This is a genomic window from Pseudomonas palmensis, assembly GCF_017848315.1.
Lineage (GTDB): Bacteria > Pseudomonadota > Gammaproteobacteria > Pseudomonadales > Pseudomonadaceae > Aquipseudomonas > Aquipseudomonas palmensis.
In genome coordinates this window covers 216,186-237,485 of record NZ_JAFKEC010000001.1, presented here as the reverse complement: position 1 = coordinate 237,485, position 21,300 = coordinate 216,186, and the positions used below count along the sequence as shown (strand labels likewise).

General features: G+C 66.2%; 16 protein-coding genes. 14 read left to right on the top strand and 2 right to left on the bottom strand.

Annotated elements, in window-relative coordinates; genetic code table 11:
* Nucleotides 1–20: 20 nt before the first annotated feature.
* The 14 genes from hutC to JZZ72_RS00995 all read left to right on the top strand — a co-directional run bounded on the left by hutC (nucleotide 21) and on the right by JZZ72_RS00995 (nucleotide 17,148).
* Nucleotides 21–731: a histidine utilization repressor gene (hutC, locus tag JZZ72_RS01060; protein ID WP_162484873.1), complete on the top strand. Its 711-nt coding sequence runs from the start codon at nucleotides 21–23 to the stop codon at nucleotides 729–731.
* Complete coding sequence (locus JZZ72_RS01055; RefSeq protein ID WP_116052515.1) at nucleotides 728–1,300, top strand: HutD/Ves family protein; 573 nt, start codon at nucleotides 728–730, stop codon at nucleotides 1,298–1,300. The genes hutC and JZZ72_RS01055 overlap by 4 nt, the downstream gene beginning before the upstream one ends.
* A gap of 187 nt (nucleotides 1,301–1,487) precedes the next feature.
* Nucleotides 1,488–3,164 (top strand): urocanate hydratase, encoded by a 1,677-nt coding sequence (hutU, locus tag JZZ72_RS01050; RefSeq protein ID WP_043862179.1) that lies wholly within the window; start codon nucleotides 1,488–1,490, stop codon nucleotides 3,162–3,164.
* 64 nt (nucleotides 3,165–3,228) lie between these two features.
* Entirely contained in the window at nucleotides 3,229–4,761 is a 1,533-nt protein-coding gene (gene hutH / locus JZZ72_RS01045; RefSeq protein WP_210013905.1) for a histidine ammonia-lyase, read from the top strand.
* A 93-nt stretch (nucleotides 4,762–4,854) separates the two neighbouring features.
* Nucleotides 4,855–6,249: an amino acid permease gene (locus tag JZZ72_RS01040; RefSeq protein ID WP_123753321.1), complete on the top strand. Its 1,395-nt coding sequence runs from the start codon at nucleotides 4,855–4,857 to the stop codon at nucleotides 6,247–6,249.
* Between the two features lie 15 nt (nucleotides 6,250–6,264).
* Nucleotides 6,265–7,497, top strand: coding sequence for an imidazolonepropionase (hutI, locus tag JZZ72_RS01035; protein WP_210013904.1), 1,233 nt, complete (start codon nucleotides 6,265–6,267; stop codon nucleotides 7,495–7,497).
* Nucleotides 7,482–8,285, top strand: coding sequence for an N-formylglutamate deformylase (gene hutG, locus JZZ72_RS01030; RefSeq protein WP_054915776.1), 804 nt, complete (start codon nucleotides 7,482–7,484; stop codon nucleotides 8,283–8,285). The genes hutI and hutG overlap by 16 nt, the downstream gene beginning before the upstream one ends.
* Nucleotides 8,286–8,456: 171 nt before the next feature.
* Nucleotides 8,457–9,428 (top strand): prolyl aminopeptidase, encoded by a 972-nt coding sequence (gene pip / locus JZZ72_RS01025; RefSeq protein WP_043862174.1) that lies wholly within the window; start codon nucleotides 8,457–8,459, stop codon nucleotides 9,426–9,428.
* Entirely contained in the window at nucleotides 9,425–9,862 is a 438-nt protein-coding gene (dtd, locus tag JZZ72_RS01020) for a D-aminoacyl-tRNA deacylase (RefSeq protein WP_088514678.1), read from the top strand. Before pip ends, dtd begins: the two co-directional genes overlap by 4 nt.
* 262 nt (nucleotides 9,863–10,124) lie before the next feature.
* Nucleotides 10,125–11,840, top strand: coding sequence for a glucan biosynthesis protein G (locus JZZ72_RS01015; protein WP_080922881.1), 1,716 nt, complete (start codon nucleotides 10,125–10,127; stop codon nucleotides 11,838–11,840).
* Entirely contained in the window at nucleotides 11,833–14,406 is a 2,574-nt protein-coding gene (gene mdoH, locus JZZ72_RS01010; protein WP_043862171.1) for a glucans biosynthesis glucosyltransferase MdoH, read from the top strand. Before JZZ72_RS01015 ends, mdoH begins: the two co-directional genes overlap by 8 nt.
* A gap of 175 nt (nucleotides 14,407–14,581) precedes the next feature.
* Complete coding sequence (locus JZZ72_RS01005) at nucleotides 14,582–15,382, top strand: transporter substrate-binding domain-containing protein (RefSeq protein WP_043862230.1); 801 nt, start codon at nucleotides 14,582–14,584, stop codon at nucleotides 15,380–15,382.
* A 76-nt stretch (nucleotides 15,383–15,458) separates the two neighbouring features.
* On the top strand, nucleotides 15,459–16,421 hold the full coding sequence (locus JZZ72_RS01000) for an amino acid ABC transporter permease (RefSeq protein ID WP_043862170.1): 963 nt from the start codon (nucleotides 15,459–15,461) through the stop codon (nucleotides 16,419–16,421).
* Nucleotides 16,414–17,148, top strand: coding sequence for an amino acid ABC transporter ATP-binding protein (locus JZZ72_RS00995; RefSeq protein WP_043862229.1), 735 nt, complete (start codon nucleotides 16,414–16,416; stop codon nucleotides 17,146–17,148). The genes JZZ72_RS01000 and JZZ72_RS00995 overlap by 8 nt, the downstream gene beginning before the upstream one ends.
* 85 nt (nucleotides 17,149–17,233) lie before the next feature.
* On the opposite strand, the gene JZZ72_RS00990 is transcribed toward JZZ72_RS00995, so the two are convergent.
* Nucleotides 17,234–19,165 (bottom strand): methyl-accepting chemotaxis protein, encoded by a 1,932-nt coding sequence (locus tag JZZ72_RS00990; protein ID WP_210013903.1) that lies wholly within the window; start codon nucleotides 19,163–19,165, stop codon nucleotides 17,234–17,236.
* A gap of 139 nt (nucleotides 19,166–19,304) precedes the next feature.
* On the bottom strand, nucleotides 19,305–21,221 hold the full coding sequence (locus JZZ72_RS00985) for a HAMP domain-containing methyl-accepting chemotaxis protein (protein WP_210013902.1): 1,917 nt from the start codon (nucleotides 21,219–21,221) through the stop codon (nucleotides 19,305–19,307).
* Nucleotides 21,222–21,300 lie beyond the last annotated feature (79 nt).

Below are 21,300 nucleotides of genomic sequence, written 5' to 3'. Positions count from 1 at the left end.
TCTCCGCGTTGGTTGCCCACATGGGCGAGGGCCCGGCGCCGCTGTATGCGCGGGTCAAGCAGATGATCGCCCAGCAGATCCAGAACGGCAGCTGGCCGCCGCATCACCGCGTACCGTCCGAGAGCGAACTGGTCACCGAGCTGGGCTTCAGCCGCATGACCATCAACCGCGCCTTGCGCGAGCTGACCGCCGAAGGCCTGCTGGTGCGCATGCAGGGCGTCGGCACCTTCGTCGCCGAGCCCAAGAGCCGCTCGGCGCTGTTCGAGGTCAACAACATCGCCGACGAGATCGCCGCGCGCGGCCACCAGCACAGCTGCAAGGTGATCACCCTGACCGAAGAGGCGGCAGGCTCGGAGCGGGCGCTGGCGCTGGACATGCGCGAAGGGCAGCGGGTGTTCCATTCGCTGATCGTGCACTACGAAAACGGCATCCCGGTGCAGATCGAGGACCGCTTCGTCAACGCCCAGGTCGCCCCGGACTACCTCAAGCAGGACTTCACCCGCCAGACCCCCTACGCCTACCTGTCCCAGGTGGCGCCGCTGACCGAAGGCGAGCACGTGGTCGAGGCGATCCTGGCCGAACCCGAGGAATGCCGCCTGCTGCAGATCGAGCCGGGCGAGCCGTGCCTGCTGATCCGCCGGCGCACCTGGTCGGGTCGCCAGCCGGTCACGGCGGCGCGCCTGATTCACCCCGGTTCCCGTCACCGCCTGGAAGGACGCTTCAGCAAATGAGTTCGTTGACCCTGTTACGTGCCGCCGACTACCCGCGCATGCCGTGGAAGAACGGCGGCGGCAGTACCGAAGAGATCACCCGCGATGGCGGGGCCGGCCTGGAGGGCTTTGGCTGGCGCCTGTCGATTGCCGACATCGCCGAGTCGGGCGGGTTCTCCAGCTTTGCCGGGTATCAGCGCGTGATCAGCGTGCTGCAGGGCGATGGCATGCGCCTGATGGTGGATGGCCAGGCCAGCCGCGAGCTGCTGGCGTTCGATGCCTTCGCCTTCAGCGGCGAAAGTGCAGTGAGCTGCAACCTGCTGGGCGGACCGATTCGCGACTTCAACCTGATCTACGCGCCGCAGCGGTTTGCCGCGCGGCTGCAGTGGCTGCCGGGTGAAAGCCGGGTGTACAGCTCGGCCCAGACGCTGCTGGTGTTCGCGGCGCACGAGCGGGTGCGGGTCAAGGTCGCAGGGCATGCCGAGCAGTGGCTGGGTCGCTATGACTGCCTGCGGCTGGACGGCAACCACGGGTTGCTGGAGTTCGAGGTCAGTGGGCAGATCTGCCTGATCGAGCTGACCGAACGTTAAGGGCTTCGCCAGCAAGGCTGGCTCCTGCAGGTTCCATTCTTTTTTTGCGTGTGGGAGCCGGCCTTGCCGGCGAAGCGGACGACACTGTTTTTGGTTGCCTGTACTTGTACATACAAGTAAATATATGTTTGTATTGCATCCATGGCAGTGCCATCCCGAATTCGCCTTTCGCTCGAGGAGCCCTTACGTGACGAACAAGCACAATAAATTCCGTGACGTCGAAATTCGCGCCCCGCGCGGCACCCAGCTCACCGCCAAGAGCTGGCTGACCGAAGCGCCGCTGCGCATGCTGATGAACAACCTCGACCCGCAAGTTGCCGAGAACCCCAAGGAGCTGGTGGTGTACGGCGGCATCGGCCGCGCCGCGCGCAACTGGGAGTGCTACGACAAGATCGTCGAGAGCCTCACCCACCTGAATGACGACGAGACCCTGCTGGTGCAATCCGGCAAGCCGGTCGGCGTGTTCAAGACCCACAGCAACGCCCCGCGCGTACTGATCGCCAACTCCAACCTGGTGCCGCACTGGGCCAACTGGGAACATTTCAACGAACTCGATGCCAAGGGCCTGGCCATGTACGGCCAGATGACCGCCGGCAGCTGGATCTACATCGGCAGCCAGGGCATCGTGCAGGGCACCTACGAAACCTTCGTCGAAGCCGGCCGCCAGCACTACAACGGCAGCCTCAAGGGCAAGTGGGTGCTCACCGCGGGCCTGGGCGGCATGGGCGGCGCGCAGCCACTGGCCGCGACCCTGGCCGGCGCCTGCTCGCTGAACATCGAATGCCAGCAGAGCCGCATCGACTTCCGCCTGAGCAGCCGCTACGTGGATGAACAGGCCACCGACCTGGACGACGCCCTGGCGCGCATCGCCAGATACACGGGCGAAGGCAAGGCCATCTCCATCGCCCTGCTGGGCAATGCCGCCGAAATCCTGCCCGAGCTGGTCAAGCGCGGCGTGCGCCCCGACATGGTCACCGACCAGACCAGCGCCCACGACCCGCTCAATGGCTATCTGCCGGCCGGCTGGACCTGGGAGCAGTACCGCGACCGCGCGCAGACCGAACCGGCGGCGGTGGTCAAGGCTGCCAGGCAGTCGATGGCCGTGCACGTGCAGGCCATGCTCGACTTCCAGAAGCAGGGCATCCCGACCTTCGACTACGGCAACAACATTCGTCAGATGGCCAAGGAAGAGGGTGTGACCAACGCCTTCGACTTCCCCGGCTTCGTACCTGCCTATATCCGCCCGCTGTTCTGCCGCGGCGTGGGCCCGTTCCGCTGGGCCGCGCTGTCGGGCGACGCCCAGGACATCTACAAGACCGACGCCAAGGTCAAGGAGCTGATCCCCGACGACGCGCACCTGCACAACTGGCTGGACATGGCCCGCGAGCGCATCAGCTTCCAGGGCCTGCCGGCACGTATCTGCTGGGTCGGCCTGGGCCTGCGCGCCAAGCTGGGCCTGGCGTTCAACGAAATGGTGCGCAGCGGCGAGCTGTCGGCACCGATCGTGATCGGCCGCGACCACCTGGACTCCGGCTCCGTCTCCAGCCCCAACCGTGAAACCGAAGCCATGCAGGACGGCTCCGACGCCGTGTCCGACTGGCCGCTGCTCAATGCCCTGCTCAACACCGCCAGCGGCGCGACCTGGGTCTCCCTGCACCACGGCGGCGGGGTGGGCATGGGCTTCTCGCAGCACTCGGGCATGGTCATCGTGTGCGACGGCACCGACGAAGCCGCCGAGCGTATTGCCCGCGTCCTGCACAACGACCCGGCCACCGGCGTGATGCGCCATGCCGATGCCGGTTATCAGATCGCCATCGACTGTGCGAAAGAGCAGGGTCTGAACCTGCCGATGATCACGCGCTGAGCGGCGCCCTGGTCGATACTGAATTCATGACGGGCGTGAACGCCTTTCGAGACGGAGCAATAACGTGACCCAACTGACCCTGAAGCCTGGCACCCTGACCTTGGCTCAGCTGCGTGCGATCTACCAGCAACCGCTGACCCTGCAACTGGACGCCAGCGCCGATAAGCAGATCGAAGACAGCGTGGCCTGCGTCGAGCAGATCCTTGCCGAGGACCGCACCGCCTACGGCATCAATACCGGTTTCGGCCTGCTGGCCTCGACCCGCATCGCCAGCCACGACCTGGAGAACCTGCAGCGCTCGCTGGTGCTGTCCCACGCCGCCGGCGTCGGCGCGCCGCTGGACGACGCCCTGGTGCGCCTGATCATGGTGCTCAAGGTCAACAGCCTGAGCCGTGGTTTTTCCGGCATCCGGCGCAAGGTGATCGACGCGCTGATCGCCCTGATCAACGCCGAGGTCTACCCGCACATTCCGCTCAAGGGCTCGGTGGGCGCCTCCGGCGACCTCGCACCGCTGGCGCACATGTCGCTGGTGCTGCTGGGCGAAGGCAAGGCCCGCCACAAGGGCCAATGGCTGCCGGCCACCGAAGCGCTGGCGGTGGCCGGCCTCGAGCCGCTGACCCTGGCTGCCAAGGAGGGCCTGGCCCTGCTCAACGGCACCCAGGCGTCCACCGCCTATGCGCTGCGCGGGCTGTTCGAAGGCGAAGACCTGTTCGCTGCCGCCGTTGCTTGCGGCAGCCTCACCGTCGAAGCGGTGCTGGGCTCGCGCTCGCCCTTCGATGACCGCATTCATCAGGCCCGCGGCCAGCGTGGCCAGATCGACTCGGCCGCCTGCTACCGCGACCTGCTGGGCGACGGCAGCGAAGTGTCGGCCTCGCACCAGAACTGCGGCAAGGTGCAGGACCCGTACTCCCTGCGTTGCCAGCCACAGGTGATGGGCGCCTGCCTGACCCAGTTGCGCCAGGCCGCCGAGGTACTGGTGGTGGAGGCCAACGCGGTGTCCGACAACCCGCTGGTATTCGCCAAGGAGGGTGACGTGATCTCCGGTGGCAACTTCCACGCCGAGCCGGTGGCCATGGCCGCCGACAACATGGCCCTGGCCATCGCCGAAATCGGTTCGCTGAGCGAGCGGCGCATCTCGCTGATGATGGACAAGCACATGTCGCAGTTGCCGCCGTTCCTGGTGGCCAATGGCGGGGTCAACTCCGGCTTCATGATCGCCCAGGTCACCGCCGCCGCGCTGGCCAGCGAGAACAAGGCGCTGGCGCACCCGCACAGCGTCGACAGCATTCCCACCTCGGCCAACCAGGAAGACCACGTGTCGATGGCCCCGGCCGCCGGCAAGCGCCTGTGGGAAATGGCCGAGAACACCCGCGGTGTGCTGGCCGTGGAATGGCTGGCCGCCTGCCAGGGCCTGGACCTGCGCACCGGCCTCAAGACCTCGCCCAAGCTGGAGCAGGCGCGCCAGGCCCTGCGCGGCCAGGTCGCGCACTACGACAAGGACCGTTTCTTCGCCCCCGACATCGAGGCGGCCATCGCCCTGCTGGCCGCGGGCACGCTGACCGGCCTGCTGCCGGCCAAGGTGCTGCCCAGCCTCTGACGCCACCGGCTGGCCGTGCAGGCCAGCCGTCTGCCGCGCGAACCCTGGCGGGTTCGCGCTGCTTTTCGCCTACAAAAAAAACAGGAACGCGAAATGCAATCTCAAGCACAAGGTCTCAAGCGCGGGCTTACGGCCCGGCACATTCGATTCATGGCACTGGGCTCGGCCATCGGCACCGGGCTGTTCTACGGTTCGGCCGCGGCCATCCAGATGGCCGGCCCGGCGGTGTTGCTGGCCTACCTGATCGGCGGCGCGGCGGTGTTCATGGTGATGCGTGCACTGGGTGAAATGGCCGTGCACAACCCGGTGTCCGGCTCGTTCGGAAAGTACGCCAGCACCTACCTGGGGCCCATGGCCGGCTTCGTGCTGGGCTGGACCTACGCCTTTGAAATGATCATCGTGTGCCTGGCCGACGTCACGGCCTTCGGCATCTACATGGGCTTCTGGTTTCCCGAGGTGGCGCGCTGGGTGTGGGTGCTGGGCATCGTGTTCCTGATCGGCGGGCTCAACCTGTGCAACGTCAAGGTGTTCGGCGAGATGGAGTTCTGGCTGTCGCTGCTCAAGGTCGGCGCGATCGTGGCGATGATCCTGGCCGGTTTCGGCATCATGGCCTTCGGCCTGGCCAATGCCGAGGCGGGCAACACGGTGGGCATCGGCAACCTGTTCGATCACGGCGGTTTCATGCCCAACGGTGTCGGCGGCCTGATCGCCTCGTTCGCGGTGGTGATGTTCGCCTTCGGCGGCATCGAGATCATCGGTATCACTGCCGGTGAAGCCAAGGACCCGCAGCGCGTGATCCCCAAGGCGATCAACGCCGTGCCGCTGCGCATCCTGCTGTTCTATGTGCTCACCCTGTTCGTGCTGATGTGCCTGTACCCCTGGCCGCAGATCGGCAGCCAGGGCAGCCCGTTCGTGCAGATCTTCAGCAACCTGGGGATCGGTTCGGCGGCCACGGTGCTCAACATCGTGGTGATCTCGGCGGCGGTGTCGGCCATCAACAGCGATATCTTCGGTGCCGGGCGCATGATGTACGGCCTGGCCGAGCAGGGCCACGCGCCCAAGGGCTTCTCGAAGATCTCGCGCCACGGCGTGCCGTGGATGACCGTGCTGGTGATGGGCGCTGCGCTGCTCGGTGGCGTGGTGCTCAACTACCTGATTCCGGAAAACGTGTTCCTGCTGATCGCCTCCATTGCCACCTTTGCTACGGTATGGGTGTGGCTGATGATCCTGGTGACCCAGGTGGCCATGCGCCGCAGCATGAGCCGCGAAGAGGTCGCGCAACTGAAGTTCCCGGTACCGTTCTGGCCGTATGGGCCGGCCGCAGCCATCGCCTTCATGCTGTTCGTGTTCGGCGTGCTGGGCTACTTCCCCGACACCCAGGCGGCGTTGATCGTCGGCGTGGTGTGGGTGGTGTTCCTGGTGGCCGCCTACTGGCTGTGGTGCAAGCCGCGTGGCACGGTCACGCAGCCGGTGTCGACGCCTCAATAGTTACGGAGACTGTGCATGAAAACCCTCTGGCAGCACTGCCATGTGGCAAGCATGGCGCACGGCGCCTACTCGATCATCGAGGACGCGGCCATTGTCACCTGCGCCGGGCGCATCGAATGGATCGGCCCGCGCCAGGCGCTGGCAGACCCGGTGCCTGACAGCACGGTCGACCTGGGCGGCGCCTGGGTCACCCCCGGGCTGATCGACTGCCACACCCACGCGGTGTTCGGCGGCAACCGCAGCGGCGAGTTCGAACAGCGCCTGCAGGGCGTGAGCTACGCCGAGATCGCCGCCCAGGGGGGTGGCATCGCCAGCACCGTGCGCGCCACCCGCGCCGCCAGCGAAGACGAGCTGTATGCCAGCGCCCTGCGCCGGGTGCAGGCCCTGATGCGCGATGGTGTGACCACCCTGGAGATCAAGTCCGGCTACGGCCTGGACCTGGACAACGAGCGCAAGATGCTCAAGGTGGCGCGCCGGCTCGGCGAAACGCTGCCGCTGACCGTGCGCAGCACCTGCCTGGCGGCGCATGCCTTGCCGCCCGAGTACGCCGAGCGCGCCGACGACTACATCACTCACATCTGCGAGCAGATGCTTCCGGCGCTGGCTGGCGAAGGGCTGGTGGACGCGGTGGATGCGTTCTGCGAACACCTGGCGTTTTCGCCGGCGCAGGTCGAGCGGGTGTTTCTCAAGGCCCGCGAGTTGGGCCTGCCGGTCAAGCTGCATGCCGAGCAGCTGTCGTCGCTGCACGGTTCGAGCCTGGCGGCGCGCTACCAGGCACTGTCGGCCGATCACCTGGAGTTCATGGACGAGGCCGATGCCATCGCCATGGCCCAGGCCGGTACGGTGGCGGTGCTGCTGCCGGGGGCGTTCTACTTCTTGCGCGAAACCCAGCTGCCGCCGATGGACGCGCTGCGCAGGCACGGCGTGAAGATCGCGATTGCCAGCGACCTCAACCCCGGCACCTCGCCGGCCTTGTCGCTGCGCCTGATGCTGAACATGGCCTGCACCCTGTTTCGCATGACCCCCGAAGAAGCCCTGGCCGGTGTCACCGTGCATGCCGCCACGGCGTTGGGGCTGGGCGACAGTCATGGCTCGCTGGAGGTCGGCAAGGTGGCCGACTTCGTGGCCTGGGACATCGAACGGCCGGCAGACCTGGCCTACTGGCTGGGCGGCGACCTGCACAAGCGGGTGGTGCGCCACGGCGTTGAACTGACCGATAAAGGGGAGGCTGCATGGACAAGGTCGTGAGTTTTCACCAGGGTACGCTGCCGCTGCTGGTCAGCATTCCCCATGCCGGGCTCAGGCTGACCCCGGCGGTCGAGGCCGGGCTGGTGGACGAGGCCAGGGGCCTGCCGGACACCGACTGGCACATTCCGCGCCTGTACGCCTTTGCCCGTGAGCTGGGCGCCAGCGTGGTGGTGGGCGAGTATTCGCGCTTCGTCATCGACCTGAACCGGCCCGAGGATGACCAGCCGCTGTATGCCGGCGCCACCACCGGGCTGTTCCCGGCCACGCTGTTCGAAGGGCAGCCGCTGTTCAAGGCGGGGCTGGAGCCGAGTGCGGCCGAACGGGCGGGCTACCTGGAGGCCATCTGGCGGCCGTATCACGACACCCTCACCGGCGAGCTGGCGCGCCTGCGCGAGCAGTTCGGCTATGCGTTGCTATGGGATGCGCACTCGATCCGCTCGGTGATCCCTCATCTGTTCGACGGCACGTTGCCGGACTTCAACATCGGCACCTTCAATGGCGCGAGCTGCGATGCGGCGCTGGCCGAGCGGGTCAGGGCGGTGGCGGCCGGCGCGCAGGGCTACAGCCATGTGCTCAACGGGCGCTTCAAGGGCGGGCACATCACCCGTCACTATGGCGCCCCGGCCAACAACGTGCATGCGGTGCAGATGGAACTGGCGCAGTGCAACTACATGGAGGAGGTGGCGCCGTTCACCTACCGCGACGATCTGGCGCAGCCGACCCAGCGGGTGCTGGAGCAGATGCTGGTGGCGATGCTGGGGTGGGGGCGCGAGCGTTACCCGGCATAGGACCGCGGCGCTGCCTTCGCCGGCAAGGCCGGCTCCTGCAGACGGTTGCGAACCGTTAGGAGCCGGCCTTGCCGGCGAAGGGGCCCGAAAGCCGAACACAGGTACATGCTCAAAGCGCATTTCGGGTTTATGATGCCCAACGGCAGCCTATTTCCCCACACGGAGTGCGTAATGCAGACCTTGTACCCGCAGATCAAACCCTACGCCCGGCACGATCTGGCCGTGGAAGCACCGCATGTACTGTACGTCGATGAAAGCGGTTCCCCGGAAGGTCTGCCCGTGCTGTTCATTCATGGCGGCCCGGGCGCCGGCTGCGATGCGCAAAGCCGCTGCTATTTCGACCCCAACCTGTACCGCATCGTCACCTTCGACCAGCGCGGCTGCGGTCGCTCCACCCCGCACGCGAGCCTGGAAAACAACACCACCCAGGCCCTGATCGAAGACATCGAGCGTATCCGCGAGCACCTGAACATCGAAAAATGGGTGCTGTTCGGCGGTTCCTGGGGCTCGACCCTGGCCCTGGCCTACGCCCAGACTCACCCCGAGCGCGTGCAGGGGCTGATCCTGCGCGGCATCTTCCTGTGCCGCCCGCAGGAAATCGAATGGTTCTACCAGGCGGGTGCCAGCCGACTGTTCCCCGACTACTGGCAGGATTACATCGCGCCGATCCCCGCCGACGAGCGCGACGACCTGGTCAAGGCCTTCCACAAGCGCCTTACCGGCAACGACCAGATCGCCCAGATGCATGCGGCCAAGGCCTGGTCCACCTGGGAGGGCCGCACCGCGACGCTGCGTCCCAACCCGCTGGTGGTCGACCGCTTCTCCGAGCCGCAACGCGCCCTGTCGATTGCCCGCATCGAATGCCACTACTTCATGAACAACGCGTTCCTGGAGCCCGACCAGCTGATCCGCGACATGCCGCGTATCGCCCACCTGCCGGCGGTGATCGTGCACGGTCGCTATGACGTGATCTGCCCGCTGGACAACGCCTGGGCGCTGCACCAGGCCTGGCCCAACAGCGAGCTGAAAGTGATTCGCGACGCCGGCCACGCCGCCTCCGAGCCCGGCATCACCGATGCGCTGGTGCGCGCCGCCGACCAGATGGCCCGGCGCCTGCTCGACCTGCCGCTGGAAGAAGCGTGAAGGGCCTGCTGCAACGCGCGCGTGGCGCGCGGGTAGAGGTCGACGGCGAGATCGTCGGGTCCATCGACCAGGGCCTGCTGGTGCTGGTCGCCGTCGAGCCCGGCGACACCCCGGCCCACGCCGACAAGCTGCTGCACAAGCTGCTCAACTACCGGGTGTTCAGCGACCCCCAGGGCAAGATGAACCTGTCGCTCAAGGACATCGACGGCGGCCTGCTGCTGGTATCGCAGTTCACCCTGGCTGCCGACACCCAGAGCGGCCTGCGTCCGAGCTTTTCCACCGCCGCGCCACCGGCACTCGGTGCCGAACTGTTCGATTACCTGCTGGCCCAGGCGAGGCTCAAGCACCCCACGGTGGCGAGCGGGCGTTTCGGTGCGGACATGCAGGTTCACCTGGTCAATGATGGCCCTGTGACATTTATGCTACAAATATGAAGGTGAAAAGGCCGCTGCTTGCATGAAAACAGCGGCTTTTCAGCATAAATAGTTGCTTGGCCCTGATGCGTTGTAACGCGGCCTGCTGGATAATCGCGCGAAATGTGGGCCTGCGTTCGCAGGCCCGTTTTACTCTGACTTGAGCATCGTCCGGAACCGTTTGGGGAATCATTGTGCCCTTTCGGAGTCCGAACAGTGCTCGCCAACCCGGCATACGTCGCTGGCCGTTGGTTCTTTGATCTGTTTTCGGCGAGGGTTGCTCGTGATTGTAAGTCCCTGTAATGCACCAAGAACTTCCGCCAATCGGCTGCGCAAGGCCTTCGTGGCAGCCTCTGCACTGGTCTGCCTGCTCAGCGCGGGCCAGCTCTGGGCGTTCAACCTCGACGACGTGGCAGCCAAGGCCAAAGACCTGGCCGGGCAGAAGTACGAAGCACCCAAGAGCAACCTGCCGGCCGTGTTCCGTGACATGAAGTACGGCGACTACCAGAAGATCCGCTTCCTGCAGGACAAGGCCGAGTGGGCCCAGGACAAGACCCCGTTCAAGCTGTCGTTCTACCACCAGGGCATGCACTTCGACACGCCGGTGCGCATCAACGAAGTCACCGCCAACAAGGTGCAGGAGATCAAGTACGACCCGAGCCGCTTCGACTTCGGCGACGTGCAGTTCGACCCCAAGGCCACCGACAAGCTCGGCTACGCCGGCTTTCGCGTGCTGTACCCGATCAACAAGGCCGACAAGCAGGATGAAATCATGACCCTGCTTGGCGCCAGCTATTTCCGCGTGGTCGGCAAGGGCCATGTGTATGGCCTGTCGGCCCGTGGCCTGGCCATCGACACCGCGCTGCCGTCAGGCGAGGAGTTCCCGCGCTTCACCGAGTTCTGGGTCGAGAAGCCCAAGCCGACCGACAAGCACCTGGTGATCTACGCGCTGCTCGATTCGCCGCGCTCCACCGGCGCCTACAAGCTGACCCTGCGCCCGGGCACCGACACCATCGTCGACGTCAAGTCCAGGGTGTACCTGCGTGACCATGTCAGCCGCCTGGGCATCGCCCCGCTGACCAGCATGTTCCTGTTCGGCGGCAACCAGCCGTCCAAGGTGCCCAACTACCGCCCTGCGCTGCACGACTCCGAAGGCCTGTCGATCCATGCGGCCAACGGCGAATGGCTGTGGCGCCCGCTCAACAACCCCAAGCACCTGGCCGTGAGCAACTTCAGCGTCGAGAACCCGCGTGGGTTCGGCCTGCTGCAGCGCCAGCGCGAGTTCAGCCAGTTCGAAGACCTCGACGACAACTACCAGAAGCGCCCGAGCGCCTGGATCGAGCCGAGCGGCGACTGGGGCAAGGGCACCGTCGACCTGGTCGAGATCCCGACTGCCGACGAGACCAACGACAACATCGTGGCCTTCTGGAGCCCGGAAAAACTGCCTGAGCCCGGTGTGGCATCCGAGTTCAACTACCGCCTGCACTGGACCATCGACGAGTCCGAGTTCCACTCGCCGAACCTGGGCTGGGTCAAGCAGACCCTGCGCTCCACCGGTGACGTCAAGCAGTCCAACCTGATCCGCCAGCCCGATGGCAGCATCGCCTTCCTGGTCGATTTCGAGGGCCCGGTGCTGGCCGCCCTGCCGGAAGATGCCAACGTGCGCAGCCAGGTGACCACCGACGACAACGCCGAAGTGGTCGAGAACAACCTGCGCTACAACCCCGAGATCAAGGGCTGGCGCCTGACCCTGCGCCTGAAGGTCAAAGACCCGAGCAAGGCCACCGAAATGCGCGCCGCGCTGCTGCGCGACGTGCCGGTCGAACAGCCCAAGCCGGCCAAGCCTGCCAAGCAGGACAAGGCCGCTGCCAAGCACGCCAAGCAGGAAAAACCTGCCCAGCCGCCAGCCGCCGATGCGGCGACCACCACCGGGGCACCGGCCACCACCGAACAGGTGTTGACCGAGACCTGGAGCTATCAGTTGCCTGCCGATGAGTAACTCTTCACAAAGGCCGGAATCGCTTGGCGAGTACCTGGCCCATCTGCCCCTGAGCGACGAGCAGCGCGCCGAACTGGCCAGCTGCAATTCGTTCAGCGAGCTGCACCGACGCCTGTCGGCGCAGCCGCCGGTGGGTGAAAACGGTTCGGTACAGGGTTCGGTGGGCAGCCGCCTGACCCTGGACAGCGCCGCGGAACTGGAAGAGGCCGAGATGCTCGCCCTCGACGCCAGTGGCCGGGTGTGCCTGAAGGCCACCCCGCCGATCCACCGCACCCGGGTGATCCCCGAGCCATGGCGCACCAACATCCTGGTGCGCGCCTGGCGCCGGGTCACCGGACGTACCAACGCGCCGGCGCCTGAACAGCGCGAGCTGCCCAAGGCGCGCTGGCGCTGGGTGGGTTCGATGCGCCGCTACATCCTGCTGGCGTTGATGCTCGGCCAGACCGTGGTCGCCGGCTGGTACATGAAGGGCATCCTGCCGTACCAGGGCTGGTCGTTCGTCGACCTCGACGAAATCATGCACCAGTCGTTCATGCAGACCGTCACCCAGGTGTGGCCATATGCGCTGCAGACCAGCATCCTGATCCTGTTCGGCATTCTGTTCTGCTGGGTGTCGGCCGGTTTCTGGACCGCGCTGATGGGCTTTCTGGAACTGCTTACCGGGCGTGACAAGTACCGGATCTCTGGCAGCAGCGCCGGCAACGAACCGATCGAGGCCGGGGCGCGCACCGCACTGGTGATGCCGATCTGCAACGAAGACGTGGCCCGGGTGTTCGCCGGCCTGCGTGCGACCTTCGAGTCGGTGGCGGCCACGGGCAACCTGGACCGCTTCGACTTCTTCGTGCTCAGCGACACCAACGACACCGACATCGCCGTGGCCGAACAGCAGGCCTGGCTGGACGTATGCCGCGAGGCCAAGGGCTTCGGGCGCATCTTCTACCGTCGCCGTCGTCGCCGGGTCAAACGCAAGAGCGGCAACCTCGACGACTTCTGCCGTCGCTGGGGCGCGGACTACCGCTACATGGTGGTACTCGACGCCGACAGCGTGATGAGCGGCGAATGCCTCACCAGCCTGGTGCGGCTGATGGAAGCCAACCCCGACGCCGGGATCATCCAGACCGCGCCCAAGGCGTCGGGCATGGATACCCTGTATGCGCGCATGCAGCAGTTCGCCACCCGGGTGTACGGCCCGCTGTTCACCGCCGGCCTGCACTTCTGGCAGCTGGGCGAGTCGCACTACTGGGGCCACAACGCGATCATCCGCATGAAACCCTTCATCGAGCACTGCGCCCTGGCGCCGTTGCCGGGCAAGGGCGCCTTCGCCGGTGCGATCCTGTCCCACGACTTCGTCGAAGCCGCACTGATGCGCCGTGCCGGCTGGGGCGTGTGGATCGCCTATGACCTGCCGGGCAGCTATGAAGAGTTGCCGCCCAACCTGCTCGACGAGCTCAAGCGCGATCGGCGCTGGTGCCACGGCAACCTGATGAACTTCCGCCTGTTCCTGGTCAAGGGCATGCACCCGGTGCACCGTGCGGTGTTCCTCACCGGGGTGATGTCGTACCTGTCGGCGCCGCTGTGGTTCTTCTTCCTGGTGCTGTCGACCGCGCTGCTGGCGACCAACACCCTGATGGAGCCGCAGTACTTCCTCGAACCGCGTCAGCTCTACCCGCTGTGGCCGCAGTGGCACCCGGAAAAAGCCATCGCGCTGTTCTCCACCACCATCGTGCTGCTGTTCCTGCCCAAGCTGCTGAGCATCATCCTGATCTGGGCCAAGGGCGCCAAGGAGTTCGGCGGGCGCATCAAGGTCACCCTGTCGATGCTGCTGGAGATGCTGTTCTCCATGCTGCTGGCGCCGGTACGCATGATCTTCCACACCCGCTTCGTGCTGGCCGCGTTCCTGGGCTGGGCCGCGACCTGGAACTCGCCACAGCGTGACGACGACTCCACCCCGTGGAGCGAAGCGGTGCGCCGGCATGGCCCGCAGACCCTGCTGGGCGTGGCCTGGGCGCTGCTGGTGGCGTGGCTGAACCCGAGCTTCCTGTGGTGGCTGGTGCCGATCGTGGGCTCGCTGATGCTGTCGATCCCGGTGTCGGTGATTTCCAGCCGCACCAACCTGGGCCTGCGCGCCAAGGACGAGAAGCTGTTCCTGATCCCTGAGGAATACGCCACGCCGCAGGAGCTGCTGGCCACCGACCAGTACACCCACGAAAACCGCTGGCATGCGCTGAAGGACGGGTTTGTGCGGGCCGTGGTCGACCCGCAACAGAACGCCCTGGCCTGTGCCCTGGCGACCGCGCGCCATGGCGTGGCGGAGGTGGTCGAGCGCAACCGCGCCGAGCGCATCGCCAAGGCTCTGGAAGTCGGCCCGGCCGCGCTGGATGGCGCCACGCGCCTGGCGCTGCTCAGCGACCCGGTCGCCCTGGCACGGCTGCACAGCCGCGTGTGGGCCGAAGACAACCGCGCCTGGCTGGATGTGTGGCGTGAGTCGATTGCCAACGACCCGCACTCGCCGCTGTTGCCGCTGCACCCGCAGCACGAGGGGCAGGCCGCACTCGCCGGGGCCTGATCTGCGGGCCCCTTCGTCAGCAACGCTGGCTCCTACAGGTCATCCGTGCCGTTGTAGGAGCCGGCTTTGCCGGCGATGTTTCACTCCTTTTTCTGATACCAACAACGCCCCCCATGCGTTAGCATCCCCCCCGATAATAAAACTCGAAGTTTTCCTGCTGGGGGATCTGGTGATGATGAAAAAGTATCTGTCGATGCTGATGATCGGCGTCGCGGCACTGATGACGGTGAACGCTGCACAGGCAGCCGGCGCCATCGATGACGCGGTCAAGCGCGGCACCTTGCGCGTAGGCATGGACCCTACCTACATGCCGTTCCAGATGACCAACAAGCGTGGCGAGATCATCGGCTTCGAAGTCGATATCCTCAAGGCCATGGCCAAGTCCATGGGCGTCAAGCTGGAAACCGTCTCCACCGCCTACGACGGCATCATCCCGGCCCTGATGACCGACAAGTTCGACATGATCGGCAGCGGCATGACCCTGACCCAGGAGCGCAACCTCAAGCTCAACTTCAGCGAACCCTTCATCGTGGTCGGTCAGACCCTGCTGATCCGCAAGGAGCTGGCCGGCGAGATCAAGACCTACAAGGACCTGAACAACGAGAAGTACCGCCTGACTTCCAAGCTCGGCACCACCGGTGAAATGGTCGCCAAGAAGCTGATCGGCAAGGCCAAGTACCACGGCTACGACAACGAGCAGGAAGCGGTGATGGACGTGGTCAACGGCAAGGCCGACGCCTTCGTCTACGACGCCCCGTACAACGTGGTGGCAGTGAACAAGGCCGGCGCCGGCAAGCTGCTGTTCCTCGACGAGCCGTTCACCTTCGAACCGCTGGCCTTCGGCCTGAAGAAGGGCGACTACGACAGCCTGAACTTCATCAACAACTTCCTGCACCAGATCAAGCACGACGGCACCTACGATCGAATCCACGACAAGTGGTTCAAGGACACCGCCTGGCTGAAGGACATGGAATAAGGCCGCGGCCCCACGCCCGGTTCGAAACCCGACGCGCAGGCTGGCCCTGCGCGTTCGCTTTTACGGAAGTACCCCCGTGATCAAACACAAGAAAGCCCAGTGGCCCTGGCATGGGCTGACGGCGCTGGTCCTGATCGGCCTGGCGCTGAGCCTGTATTACGCAACCTCGGTGATCTCCTACGAGTGGCGCTGGAACCGCGTGCCGCAGTACTTTGCCTATCAGGCCGAAGTTGCCCAGCGCGCCGCCGAAAACGGCGTGATCGAGGCGATCGAGCGCAAGGGCGACATGGCCCGCGTCACCTTGCGTGACGAGAGCGGCGCCGAACAGGTGCTGAACGTCGAGCAGGCCAGCCTGCAGATGGACCGTGGCGACGACGTGGCCGAGGGCGACCTGATCGGCGTGACTCACCAGTGGGCCGCCGGGCCGCTGGCCTGGGGCCTGTTCACCACCTTGTGGATCTCGGTGGCGGCGGGGGTGCTGGGGTTGGTGATCGGCCTGTTCGCCGGCCTGTGCCGGCTGTCCAGCAACCCGACCCTGCGCGACCTGTCGACGGTGTATGTGGAGCTGGTGCGCGGCACGCCGCTGCTGGTGCAGATCTTCATCTTCTACTTCTTCATCGGCACCGTGCTCAACCTGTCCCGCGAGTTTGCCGGGGTGGCGGCACTGGCGCTGTTCACCGGCGCCTATGTCGCCGAGATCGTGCGCGCCGGGGTGCAGTCGATTGCCCGCGGCCAGGGCGAGGCGGCCCGTTCGCTGGGCCTGAGCGCCGGCCAGTCGATGCGCCACGTGGTATTGCCGCAGGCGTTCAAGCGCGTGCTGCCGCCGCTGGCCGGGCAGTTCATCAGCCTGGTCAAGGACACCTCGCTGGTGTCGGTGATCGCCATCACCGAACTGACCAAGAGTGGCCGCGAGGCGATCACCACCTCGTTCTCCACGTTCGAGATCTGGTTCTGCGTCGCCGGGCTGTACCTGCTGATCAACCTGCCGCTGTCGCATTTCGCCAGCCGGCTCGAGCGGAGGCTTGCGCAAAGTGATTGAAGTCCGTGACCTGGTAAAAGTCTTCGACACCCGTGGGCAGGTGGTGCGTGCGGTGGATCACGTCAGTACCGACGTGGCCAAGGGCGAAGTGCTGGTGGTGCTGGGCCCGTCGGGCTCGGGCAAATCGACCTTCCTGCGCTGCCTCAACGGCCTGGAAACCTTCGACGAGGGCACCGTGGCCATCGACGGCCTGCAACTGGCCGACCCGAAGACCGACGTGAATGCCTATCGGCGTGAAGTCGGCATGGTGTTCCAGCACTTCAACCTGTTCCCGCACATGACCGTGCTGGAGAACCTGTGCCTGGCGCAGAAGGTGGTGCGCAAGCGTGGCAAGGCCGAGCGTGAGGCCAAGGCGCGTGCGTTGCTGGAGAAGGTGGGCATTGCGCAGAAGGCCAACGAGTTTCCCTCGCGCCTGTCTGGTGGCCAGCAGCAGCGCGTGGCGATTGCCCGTGCGCTGGCGATGGAGCCGAAGGTGATGCTGTTCGACGAGCCGACCTCGGCGCTGGACCCGGAGATGGTTGGCGAGGTGCTGGACGTGATGAAGACCCTGGCCCTGGAAGGCATGACCATGGTCTGTGTGACCCACGAAATGGGCTTTGCCCGGGAAGTGGCGGACCGCGTGCTGTTCTTCGACCACGGCAAGTTGCTGGAAGATTCGCCACCGGAGGCGTTCTTCACTGCGCCGAAGGACCCACGAGCCCAGGCGTTCCTGCGCCAGGTGCTGTAACCGCAGCGTGGCCTTCGCCAGCAAGGCTGGCTCCTGCAGGGTTTCGCCGTACCTGCAGGAATCAGCCGTGCTGGCGAAGAGGCCGTTACAGGCTGAACCGCCCGACCAACGTCTGCAACTGCCCCCCCAGCCGCGCCAGCTCCACGCTCGACGCCGCAGTCTGCTGGCTCGCCGTGGTCGTCTGATCGGCAATATCCCTCACCGTCATCACATTGCGGTTGATCTCCTCGGCCACCGAGCTCTGCTCTTCACTGGCCGTGGCGATCTGCTGGTTCATGCCCTGGATGCTCGACACTGTCTCGGTGATCTGCCCCAGCGCCGCGCCCGCCCGCCGGCTCAGTTCGACGCTGTCGCGGCTCAGGTCGCGGCTGCTGTCGAGCAGGTGCACCACCTGCGCCGTACCACTGTGCAGGTTGCCGATCAGCTCCTCGATCTCCTCGGTGGACTGCTGGGTACGCTGGGCCAGGCCGCGCACTTCATCGGCCACCACCGCAAAACCACGCCCGGCCTCGCCCGCCCGCGCTGCCTCGATGGCGGCATTGAGCGCCAGCAGGTTGGTCTGCGACGAAACCGACTTGATCACATCCAGGATGCTGCCGATACGCTCGCTCTCCTGCGCCAGCTGCTGCATGGCCAGGATCGACTCCTCCACCTGGCTGGCCAACTGCTCGATCTGCCCGATGGCGTCGTTGACCACCTGGTTGCCTTCGCGCGCCTGGCTGTCTGCGGCAGTGGCTGCCGCCGAGGCGAACTCGGCGTTGCGCGCCACCTCCAGTACCGTGGCGGCCATCTCGTTCATCGCGGTGGCCACCTGGTCGGTCTCGTCCTTCTGGTTGCCGGTCATCACCTGGGTGCGCTCGGCGACACTCGACAGCTCGCCCACCGCAGCGGTCAGCTGGCCGGTGCCCTGGCCGATGCCACCGATCAGCTCGCGCAGGCTCAGGGCCATCTGCTGCATGCTGTTCTGCAACTGCCCCAGCTCGTCCTGGCGTGATACCCGCAGGTCGCTGCGCAGGTCGCCCTTGGCGATGCATTGCGCCGCTTGCAGGGTGCGTCTGAGCGGTTCGGTGATCTGGCGCGTGATCAGCCACGCGGCCAGGCTGCCGAGTACCAGCGCCAGCAAGGCGATGACGCTGAGCATGCTGCGCGCCTCGAGGGCTTCTTCGTCGCGCAGCTGGATCTGGTGTCGGGTCAGTACGCGACTGGCATCGCGCAGCTGGTTGCCCATGGTCTCCAGCCCGCCCTGAAGCTGCTCTACCGCAATGGCGGCCTGGCGGTAGCGGTCCAGCAACTGCACATAGCTGGCGAGCGCGGCGGTAGTGGCCTGCAGGTCGCTGGGCGGCAGGTTGCGCCTCAGATCGGCCAGGCTGGCCTGGGCGGCGCCGAGCGCGCTGGCACCCACCTGCTCGAAGGCACTCAGCGGGCTGAAGGTATAGGCCGGGGCGCGGCTTTGCTGGCCGGCGGTCTCGATGTGTCGTGCAAGCGTTGCGAACAGGCGCTGCTCCGAGGCCTGCCGTTCGCTGCCCTGGCGCTCGCCCAGCAGGGTCTTCTGCTCCAGCGTGTCGATGCCGTCGAGCAGGCGCTGCTCCTGTTCACGCAGGGCGGTTTCGTGCGTATGGCGCGTGCCGACGGCCTGCTGCAAGGTGTCGAAGTCGCGCACGAACTGGCCGACCACCTGCTGATTGGCCGTGATCACCTGGCGGTCGGCCGCATCGTCGAACTGCCCCAGCATGCTCTGCAGCAGGCGCTCCAGTTCGGTCAGGGTCGCGCTGATCCTGCGCCTGCTCTCGTCGTCCGCCAGCACCCGGTAGGTGATGCGCTCGGCACGCAGGTCCTTGCTCAGGTCGTTGATCGCGGCAATCTGGGTGAGGCGCTGCGAGCTGTCGATGGATTCGTTCAGTGCATGCCAGCCGCCCAGGGTGGTCGCCAGCGTCAGCAGCAGGACGCTGGCAAATCCCAGGGCCAGCTTGAGCCTGACGCTCAGGTTGCCAAGCATCCGGTACAAAGGTGCGAACATGACGGTTCTCCAGTGAAATGAGGGATGTAGCGCCTGGATAGGGTCGGGCGCAGCTACCTGTGCTCATCGGCCACTGGAGGCCAAGCTGGACCTGCAAATGCTGTAGGAAAATTCCCATCTTGCAGGCGGAAAATTCCACCTAGAGCTGGAAGCGCCCGACCAGCGCCTGCAATTGAACCCCCAGGCGTGCCAGCTCGATGCTGGAGGCCGCGGTCTCTTCGCTGGCGGCGCTGGTCTGGTCGGACACGTCGCGCACGTTGATCACGCTGCGGTTGATTTCCTCGGCCACTGCACTTTGCTGTTCGGCCGCGGCCGCAATCTGCTGGTTCATCGCCTGGATCGACGACACCGTGGTGCTGATGGTGGCCAGCGAGGTGCCGGCGCGCCGGGTCAGCTCGACGCTGCTCAGGGTCAGCTCGCGGCTGTTGTCCAGAATCCCGGCGACCTCGGAGGTGCCGCGGTGCAGGCCGGCGATCAGGCCTTCGATCTCTTCGGTGGATTGCTGGGTGCGTCGGGCCAGGCCGCGTACCTCGTCGGCGACCACGGCGAAGCCGCGCCCGGCCTCGCCGGCGCGGGCGGCCTCGATGGCCGCGTTGAGCGCCAGCAGGTTGGTCTGCTGGGCTACCGACTTGATCACGTCGAGCACGCTGCCGATCTTGTCGCTTTCGGCCTTGAGCTGGGCCATGGCTTCGCCGGAGTGGTCGACCGCCGCCGCCAGGCGCTCGATCTCGTCGATGGCCTCGCTGACCACCCGATCGCCTTCGCCGGCCTGCTGGTCGGCCAGGGTGGCGGCCTCGCTGGCCTGCTCGGCATTGCGCGCCACATCCTGCACGGTAGCGGCCATTTCATGCATGGCAGTGGCCACCTGGTCGGTTTCGACCTTCTGCGTGCTGACCCCGCTGCTGGTCTGCTCGGTCACGGCCGAGAGCTGCTCGGCGGCGCTGGCGATCTGGGTCACGCCCTCGCCGATGCCACCGACCAGCTCGCGCAGGCTCACGGTCATGCGCTGCATCGCACGCTGCAGCTCGCCCAGCTCGTCGCGTCGCTCGGCCACCACGGTCTGGCTCAGGTCGCCGCCGGCCACCCGTTCGACCAGGCGCAGGGTCTGCTGCAGGGGCGTGGTGATCTGGCGGGTGATCACCCACGCGGCCGCGATGCCCAGCAGCAGCGCAACGGCGATCGCCAGGCCCAGGTTGTAGCGTGCCTGCAGGGCCTGCTGGTCGACCAGCTCGGTCTGCGACTGGGTCAGCTCGTCGCTCACCGCCAGCAGGCTGTCGCCCAGCTGTGCCAGGTGCTGCAGGGCCGAGTCGCTGGCGCTGCGCGCCGCGCTGAAGTCGAGCACGGCAGCGCGGTAGTCGGCCAGTGCCCCCGCGGCGGCACGCAAGGTGTCGCGATAGGTGCTCGGTAGCCTGTCGGGCAGTGCGTCAAGCTGGCTGGCCGCCTGGTCGATGGCGGCCAGTGCCGGTGCCTCGAATTCGGCGCGGCCGCTGTAGGTGTAGCCGCGCAGGTGAAAGCGGGCCTGCTGGATCTGCTGGTCCACCGTCACCAGGCTGGCGTAGGCGCTGAAGTCGGCACGCTCGCGCAGGGCCTGCCCGACTGGCGCCAGCAGCACCACCGCGCGTTCGGCGCTGCTGCCCAGGGCGTCGCGTGCCTGCTGGCGCGCCTGCACCGTGGTCTGCAGCTCGGCGAAGGTGCGCCGGTACTGGTCGAGGGTGTTTTCCTGGCGTTGTACCCGGGCAAGGTTGGCCGGCACGTTGAGGCGCTGCTGCAGGTAGGCCAGGCGCTCGGCCACGTCGTCCAGTTCCTTGTCCATCTGCTGGCCGACGGCAGGCTCAAGGTTGCGCTCGTAGACCAGCCGCTGGTTGCGCACATCCTGGATCTCCTTGTTCACCGCCCCGATGTCGGTGAGCTTGTCGCTACGGTCGGCAAGGTCTTCCAGGGTGGTCCAGCCGATCAGGGCGATACCCAGCGTCAGCAACAGAACCAGGGCAAAGCCCAGGGCCAGTTTCAGTTGAATGCTCAGGTTGCCCAGCATCCGATTCATCGTCACAAGCATGGTGGCTCTCCAGGTACGAGGTTCAGACGCACCCGTGGGTGCGCCAATGCGAACGCATCGGCTGGAGCGCCAAGGTCTG

Coding starts and splice junctions, on each gene's coding strand:
- hutC (WP_162484873.1), top strand. CDS start 21: ATGGGCGAGGGCCCGGCGCCGCTGTATGCGCGGGTCAAGCAGATGATC.
- JZZ72_RS01055 (WP_116052515.1), top strand. CDS start 728: ATGAGTTCGTTGACCCTGTTACGTGCCGCCGACTACCCGCGCATGCCG.
- JZZ72_RS01040 (WP_123753321.1), top strand. CDS start 4,855: ATGCAATCTCAAGCACAAGGTCTCAAGCGCGGGCTTACGGCCCGGCAC.
- hutI (WP_210013904.1), top strand. CDS start 6,265: ATGAAAACCCTCTGGCAGCACTGCCATGTGGCAAGCATGGCGCACGGC.
- hutG (WP_054915776.1), top strand. CDS start 7,482: ATGGACAAGGTCGTGAGTTTTCACCAGGGTACGCTGCCGCTGCTGGTC.
- pip (WP_043862174.1), top strand. CDS start 8,457: ATGCAGACCTTGTACCCGCAGATCAAACCCTACGCCCGGCACGATCTG.
- mdoH (WP_043862171.1), top strand. CDS start 11,833: ATGAGTAACTCTTCACAAAGGCCGGAATCGCTTGGCGAGTACCTGGCC.
- JZZ72_RS01005 (WP_043862230.1), top strand. CDS start 14,582: ATGAAAAAGTATCTGTCGATGCTGATGATCGGCGTCGCGGCACTGATG.
- JZZ72_RS00990 (WP_210013903.1), bottom strand. CDS start 19,165: ATGTTCGCACCTTTGTACCGGATGCTTGGCAACCTGAGCGTCAGGCTC.
- JZZ72_RS00985 (WP_210013902.1), bottom strand. CDS start 21,221: ATGCTTGTGACGATGAATCGGATGCTGGGCAACCTGAGCATTCAACTG.